This is a genomic window from Trinickia dabaoshanensis, from assembly GCF_002879885.1.
Classification (GTDB): Bacteria; Pseudomonadota; Gammaproteobacteria; order Burkholderiales; family Burkholderiaceae; genus Trinickia; species Trinickia dabaoshanensis.
The window spans coordinates 129,784-136,994 of the sequence record NZ_PNYA01000020.1 but is presented as its reverse complement, the minus strand read 5'-3'; the positions used below and the strand labels follow the sequence as shown (position 1 = coordinate 136,994).

The window sequence follows — 7,211 nt, the reverse complement described above, 5'->3', positions numbered from 1 at the left end:
CCGTATCGACTCGATGAACTCGCTCGGGCTGTGCGGAATGCGCTGGCACGCGCGGGCGACACGTCGGGCTAGCTGATTCCTATTGGCGACGAGTGCCACAGAGGGGCACACTGACAAATCTCGGCCAGGAACGGTCAGTCAATACCGTAGCCAAAATCGTCGCCAATCCGGCATTGTTGCTCGCTATACCCCGGCGGCCATTGCGAGCAATGGCTACCGGCGACGCTGTGCCCTGAAGAGACGACAAACCGATGCGACCTTCCTCATGTTGCGACGCCAACTGTCTTCGTCATTGGGACACAAGCCAGTTCAATCCCGCGCGGGGATCGATAAGTCCCAATAGTTTCGCCAGCCCAGCCGCAGCGACGATAGAAGGGGGCGGCGTTGAGCGTTGCATCAAGTCTCATGGTAGTTACACCATGCTGGCGAGCAAGGTTCTCAAGGAAATCCATCATTCGTCGTCCGACACCTAACCCCATGTGCGATGGCCGGACGAAGATCGCATCGATCTGGCCCGTAGCAACCGTGAGCATGCCCGTTGCGACGACAGCAACGTTCTCAGTCGCAACATAGAAGCCGCGTTCGACCAGATTGGTCCACTTTTCGCCGGGCGCACCGTCGGTCCAGGCAGCGAGAACCGTCCCAGGGTAATCGCTCGCGCATTTATCAAGTAATGCATCTCTGCGGATATACCATGCGTCATGCGCGTCAGAGCGCGTCGCTTTTCGGATGGCAATCATGCCGCGACACCCCGCTTTCGGGTAGTGGATCTGCTGCATTGATTCGCTCCTAAGTAGGCCAGCGCGGCCGGAGCGATGATGTAATGCGCCCCGTCCTTCACTGGCGGGGCCGTTGGGAATGGCGCGAGTTTTATATGAACGTCGGCTCCCACGAACCGCCATCAGCGGTCGAGGTACGCATCATCGATTCGTATTTGTCGCGGTTCATCGGGGCATAATGCCTACCGCAAAAACCACTGTCAATAATCGAATTAACGTGCGCCGGTGCCGTTTCCGTTCTCTGCGAGCATACTGCCGACAGCTAACGTCAACATCCGCTTGCGGTGTAAACGACTGACTGGTTCGGGTCGTTCGGCAACATTCACAAGAACCGTCAAAACGCTTCGGGTACCAAAGAGCCGGAATCTCGAGGGCATCCAGGTTGAGCGCCTATGTCGGTTTCTGCTCGCGTCCCATCTATCCCCATAGCCCATCGCCGCGTCCGGGACCAGTCAATATCAGCCCGATTTCACCCGGCGACCGCGCCCCAACCGCGCAACCCATCCCGCCAATTGAGCCGGGGAAATATCTCCAGACATAAGCCCCCCTTATGGGCCCATAAATCCCGGCCGTCTTCACACGCGAATTGTGGGTGGACATATTGGCGTCACACGCCGCTCGAGCCGCGATCTCGCGCAGAGGCTAAAGCCTCGGTTGCACCGCGGCAAAGCGCCGGCGGCCGCAACGCCTCCAACGCATCGCAATCATCGACTTCATGAAGCCCAATACCGGAAAAAATATCCTTGTCTTGATGGCCGATCAATTGACGCCTTCGTCGCTGCGCGTCTACGGCAATACCGTGTCGAAGACACCGCGCATCGACGCGTTGGCGCGCGACGGCGTGGTGTTCGATTCCGCCTACTGCGCGAGCCCGCTATGCGCGCCTTCGCGCTTCGCCTTCATGGCCGGAAAGCTTCCATCGAAGATCGGTGCTTACGACAACGCCGCCGAATTCGCGGCGCAAACCCTCACTTTTGCCCATTATTTGCGCGCCGTTGGATACCGCACGGTCCTCTCCGGCAAGATGCATTTTTGCGGACCGGACCAATTACATGGCTTCGAAGAGCGTCTCACGACCGACATCTATCCGGCCGATTTCGGCTGGGTGCCCGACTGGGATCGGCCCGAAGTCCGTCCGAGCTGGTACCACAACATGAGTTCGGTGCTCGAGGCCGGCCCATGCGTGCGGACCAATCAACTCGACTTCGACGACGAGGTGACGTTCACCGTGCGGCAAAAACTCTACGATATCGCGCGCGAGAAGCAAGCGGGCACCGACGCGCGACCGTTTTGCGTCGTGGCTTCGCTCACCCATCCGCACGATCCCTATGCGATTCCCTCGGCGTATTGGGATCTTTATCGCGATGACGAAATCGATATGCCGTGCACGACGCTGAATCCAAGCGAGAGCGATCCGCATTCGCGGCGGTTGCGGCACGTTTGCGAAAACGACCGCACGCCCCCCACGGATCAGCAAATCCGTAACGCCCGCCGTGCCTACTACGGGGCGCTGTCTTATGTGGACGCGCAATTCGGCGCGATTCTCGACACGTTGGCCGCGACGGGATTGGCCGACGATACGATCGTGATCGTGACGTCCGACCACGGGGACATGCTGGGCGAGCGCGGCCTTTGGTACAAGATGACGTTCTTCGAGAACGCGGCCCGCGTGCCGTTGATCGTGCATGCGCCGAAAGCGTACGGTTCGCACCGAATCAAGGCCAGCGTTTCGACGATCGATTTGCTGCCGACGCTCGTCGAACTCGCCACGGGAACACGAGAGACCGCATGGCCCGATCCCATCGACGGACGCAGCCTCGTGCCGCACTTGCAGGCAGAGGGCGGACACGACGAGACGTTCGGCGAATACTTGGCCGAGGGTGCGATCGCCCCGATCGTCATGATTCGCCGCGGCGCCTACAAATTCATTCACACGCCGGCCGACCCCGATCAGCTATTCGATCTCGACGCCGACCCGCAAGAACTCAAGAACCTCGCGAGCGATCCGGCCCACGCGAAGACAGTGGAAGATTTCCGGGCGGAAGTACGCCGACGATGGAATCTCGATGCCCTGCATCAGGAGGTGCTGGCGAGCCAACGCCGCCGCCGTTTCCACTATGCCGCGACGACGCAAGGCCACATTCGATCGTGGGACTGGCAGCCGTTCATCGACGCCGGCCAGCGCTACATGCGGAACCACATCGAGCTCGACACGCTCGAGGCGATGGCGCGATTCCCGCGTGTCACGCACGAATGACCGAGCGGGCGGTGCCGTTGCGCAAAGAGACCGAAGTCGAATCCTAGCTAATCAACCACACAGGAGTGGGCTATGAAACAAAGCAAGCACCACCTATCCCGGCGCTTGATAGCCGCCGTTTTATCGGCGGCGGCGATCATGCCCTGGGCCGCCGCGCGTGCCGCCGATCCCGGTAGTTGCACGCAAGTTCGTATGGCCGATCCCGGTTGGACGGATATCGACGCCACGAATGCGATGGCCGGCGTGGTGCTGGGCGCGCTCGGCTACCGCCAAAGCGTGGCTAATCTATCGGTGCCTATCACGTACGAAGGCCTGAAGAAAGGCCAGATCGACGTATTCCTCGGCAATTGGATGCCTGCGCAAGGCCCGCTCGTGAAGCCCTTCGTCGATAGCCATGCGATCGACGTGCTGCACGCCAATTTGACCAACGCGAAGTTCACGCTCGCGGTGCCCGATTACGTCGCGGCTGCCGGCGTGCATACGTTCGCCGATCTGGCCAAGTACGCCGACAAGTTCGACGACAGGATCTACGGCATCGAGCCCGGCGCGCCGGCCAATCAAAACATCTCGAAGATGATCGGCGACAAGGCCTTCGGGCTAGGCAATTGGAAGCTGGTCGCCTCGAGCGAGACGGGCATGCTGACGCAGGTCGCGCGCGCGGTGCGTGATAAGCGCTGGATCGTCTTTCTCGCCTGGGAGCCGCATCTGATGAATACGGAATTCCACTTGACCTACTTGTCGGGTGGGGATGCGTATTTCGGTCCGAACTACGGCGGCGCGACGGTCAATACCGTCACGAGAACCGGCTTCGCGAACGAATGCACGAATCTCGGACGTCTATTCAAGCAGATGACCTTTGACGTCGACCTCGAGAATCAAATCATCGCGAACGTGCTGCAGAAAAAGATGAGCGCGACCGCCGCCGCACGCGATGCATTGAAGGCCCACCCGAAGTTACTCGAACCATGGCTTGAAGGCGTAACGACCGCGAGCGGGGCGAACGGCTTACAGGCAGTGAATAGCGCGCTTGCCGGCGACTAATTTCGACCGACACCCACCGCAGCCCAAAAAGAGACCATCATCATGAAAGCATTACGCACCCCGATTCTGTCGGGCGTGGCGCTCGCGCTCGCCTGTTCGCCTGCTGTCAGTCATGCTCAAAGCAGCGTGACGCTGTACGGCATTCTCGATGCCGGTATCACCTACGTCAGCAATACCGGCGGTTCGCACGCCGTCAGATTCGACGACGGCATTTCGTACGGCAACCGGTGGGGAATCAAAGGAACCGAGGATTTGGGCAACGGTTTGTCGGCCGTCTTCGCACTCGAAAGCGGATTCAAGCTGGGCACCGGCCGTCTCGCATTCGGTGGGTCGGAGTTCGGGCGGCAGGCGTATGTCGGGTTGTCGAGCCCATGGGGCACCGTTTCGTTCGGCAATCAGTTGGATATGACCGAGGAGATGGTCTTTCTATACAACATCTCGGCCTGGGCGAGCGGCTATGCGATTCACCAAGGCGACTTCGATCGGTTCAACGGCGACCGCCTGCCGAACTCGGTCCAGTTCATGTCGAATGAGATCGACGGATTCAAGTTCGGCGCGATGTGGTCGTTCGGCAACGTCGCGGGCAATTTCCATCAGGGCAGCGCCTATAGCGTCGGGGCGCATTATGCGCACGGCGGCTTTACGATGGGCACGGCTTACACCCAATTGAACAATCCGAGCGGGATCTATGCGTTCGATCCTTACGCGATGATCGGGACGCGTACTTTCCTCGGGCAACCCACGGTGAGCGTCGATCCCGCCACGGGGGCCGTGACCGACTTGTATTCGAATTCGGCATTTCCCGTAGACAAACAAGGTACCTTCGGGGTGGGGGCGAGCTATGCACTCGGTCCCGTCACGCTGAGGGGAAATTACTCCTACACGACGATCAAGGCGTTCGGCCAGTCCTCGCACATGCACGTCGGCGAGGGCGGGGCGTCATGGAGCATGACGCCGGCATTTACCGTCGATGCGGGCTATCAGTACACGCACTTCGAAGGCCACCATTGGAATCAAGTGTCGGCGGGGCTGCACTATCTTTTGTCGAAGCGTACCGACGTTTATATCTCGGGCGACTACTTGAAAGCATCGAACGGGGTCAATGCGGTGATCGGCTACAGCTTCGCGCCCTCTAGCACAGCCACGCAGGCCGATATTCGCATTGGCATGCGGCATTCCTTTTGACGATTTGACTCCTCGTCGTACTTGGGCGGGCGTGTTGTAGACACGACCCGCCGTTTTTTTATTGGAGAGTCCCCGTGCTATGGCCTACGGCAACAGCCGGTCACGGATGATTCATCGCCCCGTACAATGTTGCGCGCACAAGGTCATCGACGTGTTGATCAGCGCCTATCTCCATTGCAATCGTGACGACCGAGGCCCGCATGCCTTACGTATCCGCTAGAAGGTTTATCGCTATTTTGCTGACTGCGCTGGCGACGGTGGGTGTCATGCAGCCCGCGCGTGCGTGCGAGATCCCGGCTCCCGTCCAGACGATCGACCCGCCCGGCTTCTACGACGATGCGGCCGGCTACGCGCGCGACGTGAAGCCCATGCGGGACTTCATCGCGCGGCTCAACGGCGCCGCCGACAAGGCCGATTGGGTGTGCGCACTGAGCTTACTGAACAGTTGGGCGAAGGCCGATGCGCTGATGGGACATATCTCGGGGTATCAGGGCTACTACGAGCGTTCGTGGGCCGGAGCGGATTTCGCGATGGTGATACTTCGTATGCCCCCTGAATTTCGCGCCGAACATCATGTGACGTTCGATGCAATCAATCCGTGGCTCGAGCGGATTGCGATTGCCACGCGCGATGCCGAAGCGATCAATCACTTGCACAACAATTTGGTTTACTGGGCCGGGTTGAATCTGATCGCGATCGGCACCGTCACCAACAGCGCCACCTTAATCGATTCGGGCCTGCTTCGCGTTCGCGAAGGGATACGGGATATCGGCCCCGACGGCGCGCTGGCGAGGGAGGTGAAGCGCGGCGATCGAGCGCTCCACTATCACACGTTCGCGCTTATCCCACTCGTATTCGCTGCCGAATTGGTGCAGCAGCGCCGTATCGATCTCTATCGGGAAAATAGCGGTGCGATCGGCCGGCTGGCAAACTTGGTCATCGATGCCGTCGAAGACCCTGCCAGCTTCGCCAAAATCACGCCGATCAAACAGGATCTGTTTCCTTGGACCTTCCAAGACGAGTTGTCTTGGATGGAGCCGTATTACGCGCGATTCAGGGATGCGCGCTTGCCCGCGCTCATCGGGCCGCGCCGGCCGCTCAAAGAGTGGCGGCTCGGCGGCAACGTCACGCAGGCTTGGGGTGCGCCGTTGTGAGTCCGGGTAACGGTGAACGGAAATGCTTTGTGAGGTGAGCCGCGCGAGCCCGCGTCCTTAACAGACGGCGACCGGCAATCCCGAAAACGCCGGTTGGCGCCGGACGCTTTCACGCCGTAGCATTTTCGCGTACCAGCCGCGCAGCGCCTCGCATTCATCCGGCACCGGCAACTCGACGAGCGACGCAAACAGCAAGCCGCCGATCACGGCAATATCGGCCATTGAAAACGCCTCGCCCGCGACATACGGCTGGCGGCTCAAGACGGTATCGAAATAGCGCATGCCTCTGACCGCTTTATCGCGTTGACGGAACCCCCACTCGGGGTTCTGGTAGAGCTCGACCTTCGGTCCCAGCCCCGGCGTGCCGTGATGGAAATAGACACTGACCGCATCGAGCAATTCGATCTCTGCGCGTTTGGTCATCATGTGGATGAGGCCTTTCTCGAGCGGGGTGTTGCCCGTGAGTTTAGGCGTGCCGTCGAGCGCGTCGAGATACTCGGTGATGGCCGTGCATTCGCCGATACAGGTTCCGTCATCCAACTCGAGTACCGGTAGGGTGCCGGAGTAGTTCTTGGCGGCAATGAATTCGGGCCGTTTGTGCTCGCCTTCATAGAGATCGACCATGACGAACTCGACTCGCGACAGCATGTCTTTTTCGGCGAGTGCGATTCGCACGCGAGTGGGGTATGGGCCTTTCGGGAAATCGTAAATCTTCATCGACGGCACTCCAAGTGCGTTGAGTTCAATAGCGAACGTCGCCGATCGATTGGCCTACCTAACGTTCGTTAGGGTAAA

6 protein-coding genes are annotated in these 7,211 nt (G+C 59.9%); 4 read left to right on the top strand and 2 right to left on the bottom strand.

Going from position 1 to position 7,211, the window contains the following annotated elements; translation table 11 throughout:
* Nucleotides 1-263 precede the first annotated feature (263 nt).
* Complete coding sequence (locus C0Z18_RS21180; RefSeq protein WP_332888219.1) at nt 264-779, bottom strand: GNAT family N-acetyltransferase; 516 nt, start codon at nt 777-779, stop codon at nt 264-266.
* A 715-nt stretch (nt 780-1,494) separates the two neighbouring features.
* On the opposite strand from C0Z18_RS21180, the gene betC reads away from it, so the two are divergent.
* From betC to C0Z18_RS21160, 4 genes are all read left to right on the top strand, one after another.
* Complete coding sequence (betC, locus tag C0Z18_RS21175; protein WP_102647386.1) at nt 1,495-3,036, top strand: choline-sulfatase; 1,542 nt, start codon at nt 1,495-1,497, stop codon at nt 3,034-3,036.
* A 72-nt stretch (nt 3,037-3,108) separates the two neighbouring features.
* On the top strand, nt 3,109-4,077 hold the full coding sequence (locus C0Z18_RS21170; protein WP_102647385.1) for a choline ABC transporter substrate-binding protein: 969 nt from the start codon (nt 3,109-3,111) through the stop codon (nt 4,075-4,077).
* Between the two features lie 42 nt (nt 4,078-4,119).
* Nucleotides 4,120-5,262, top strand: a complete 1,143-nt coding sequence (locus C0Z18_RS21165; RefSeq protein ID WP_102647384.1) for a porin — start codon at nt 4,120-4,122, stop codon at nt 5,260-5,262.
* A gap of 200 nt (nt 5,263-5,462) precedes the next feature.
* Nucleotides 5,463-6,416 carry a mannuronate-specific alginate lyase gene (locus C0Z18_RS21160; protein WP_102647407.1) on the top strand — a complete coding sequence of 318 codons (954 nt, stop codon included), beginning with the start codon at nt 5,463-5,465 and terminating at the stop codon, nt 6,414-6,416.
* Between the two features lie 57 nt (nt 6,417-6,473).
* Here C0Z18_RS21160 and C0Z18_RS21155 read toward each other — a convergent pair whose 3' ends face one another.
* Nucleotides 6,474-7,133 carry a glutathione S-transferase gene (locus C0Z18_RS21155; RefSeq protein ID WP_102647383.1) on the bottom strand — a complete coding sequence of 220 codons (660 nt, stop codon included), beginning with the start codon at nt 7,131-7,133 and terminating at the stop codon, nt 6,474-6,476.
* Nucleotides 7,134-7,211 lie beyond the last annotated feature (78 nt).